Raw genomic sequence first — 1,755 nt, forward strand, 5'->3', positions numbered from 1 at the left:
GCCCTGACCGCTTCTATACATGGCCCGTCCATCTAAAAAGAAAGGGGTTTTTATGTCGGTTTTTCAACTTGTATTTATATAAATATATCATCATGGGGGTGTTTTTTATTCAGTACGCATTTTCACATATACGACTTCGCAGTTTTTTTGCATGGATGATTTTAGGTATGTTTGTAACGGTGATACCGCTAGTCTTTGCAGGGGCTCCAAACAGTGTCATGGATGTAGTATTGCAAATTTCGGTATTTTTTGTATTTCCACTACTATGGTTATATGTAAAAACACGAAAAAACAATATAATATTTACTAGTTTCTTTGATAAGCCATCAAATTTAAATTGGAAGCTGATTGTAATCGCAACGGCAATGGGAATGGTTTTTTCATTTGGTGTATCTCATATTCAATTTTACATATTAGCACATCTTTTTCCTGATTTCTTAGTTGGTGTGTTGAATGATAATAGTGTAATTGATATGAGCAGCATGAATACAAAGATATTCAGTTTCATTTCAGCATGTATTTTGGCACCAATTATGGAAGAAGTCATATTTCGCGGCTTTTTCTTACAGCGTATGGCGTTTAAGTGGGGAATAAAACGAGCTGTAATTGTGTCATCTCTCATTTTTGGTTTAGGGCATTTTGATGTTGTTGGTGCTTTTCTATTCGGTGTTGTGATGTGTCTCCTTTATTTAAAAACGAAAAATATATGGACGAATATTGCTGTGCACGCTTTAAATAATTGTATTGCAACTAGCATTCAATTAATGGGTGGAGAAGGAACAGGCGATGCAATTTCAATTGCTGAATTACAAGCGCAAAGCAGTTTATGGATTGGGCTTGTTGTGATTCTTATTAGTTTACTATGGTTGGTACCTTTTATTCGAAAAAATTGGCGAACTGTAAAAGAGGTGGGAGTACCCCCCCTTCGTTTTATTCATGAAGATAAGGTAGCAATATCATTACCGCAAAAGGAAACATATAGTCAAGTCATTTTAACTGATCGACTTATGGCTGTAGAATTACCAGATGAGGCTGTGAATCAGTTGAAATTAGAAGAAAATGATTATGTAACGGTTTCGATAGAAACTGATCAAATTATTATAAAAAAGGCAAAATGATAGTAAGTCCATAAGAAATAAAAGAACAGCTCTCCGGTAGTAATAAGGAGAGCTGTTCTTTTAATGAATAACAATTTCTACATGAAAGTTGTTTCCGTTTTTTACATATTTAATATCTGTAACAGTACGAACAGCTTTTAAAATTTCCACCTTTTCCCCGATTCGAGGGATGGTGGGAACATTGTCCCAAATACCAAGTAAATCATCTTCTTGAGCCGTTTTTTCGTAAAACCAGATTTTCAATGTAATACCCCTTTCTCGAACTTTTGTATTTTAATACATAATAAAACATTTTTATTCTTTTTGTAAGGGGTTTTTACGGTTATTTTGAATAAAAATTAATTTTTATTCTTCTGGGAAAATATGCTCAATATCAGGAGTAAGGGATACTTCCGATAAAACAATATGGGAAACAGTTGTTGCATAGGAAGAAACATCATTAATAAATTCTTCAAGTTCGACTAATGAAGGAACAGAAATTTTAACGATATAACATAAGCTTCCTGTTACACGATAACAAAAACTTGCAGATGGATAGGATTGAATGAATTGCTGCATACGTGTTGTATCGCCGTTCTTTAAGGTGATCTCCAAAATGCAGTCTAAAACAAGACCTGCCTATTTATAATCAATATCA

2 protein-coding genes and 1 pseudogene are annotated in these 1,755 nt (G+C 33.7%); 1 reads left to right on the forward strand and 2 read right to left on the reverse strand.

The features are described 5' to 3' along the window. The first annotated feature begins 107 nt into the window (after positions 1 to 107). Positions 108 to 1,118, forward strand: coding sequence for a CPBP family intramembrane glutamic endopeptidase (locus tag V7183_RS22105; protein ID WP_335360847.1), 1,011 nt, complete (start codon positions 108 to 110; stop codon positions 1,116 to 1,118). 60 nt (positions 1,119 to 1,178) lie between these two features. On the opposite strand, the gene V7183_RS22110 is transcribed toward V7183_RS22105, so the two are convergent. Next, on the reverse strand, positions 1,179 to 1,361 hold the full coding sequence (locus V7183_RS22110; protein ID WP_097895389.1) for a DUF3913 family protein: 183 nt from the start codon (positions 1,359 to 1,361) through the stop codon (positions 1,179 to 1,181). Positions 1,362 to 1,463: 102 nt separating this feature from the next. Beyond that, a pseudogene (locus tag V7183_RS22115) lies at positions 1,464 to 1,755 on the reverse strand (Lrp/AsnC family transcriptional regulator); the annotation flags it as partial.

The organism is Bacillus sp. JJ1127, from assembly GCF_036965845.1.
Classification (GTDB): domain Bacteria; phylum Bacillota; class Bacilli; order Bacillales; family Bacillaceae_G; genus Bacillus_A.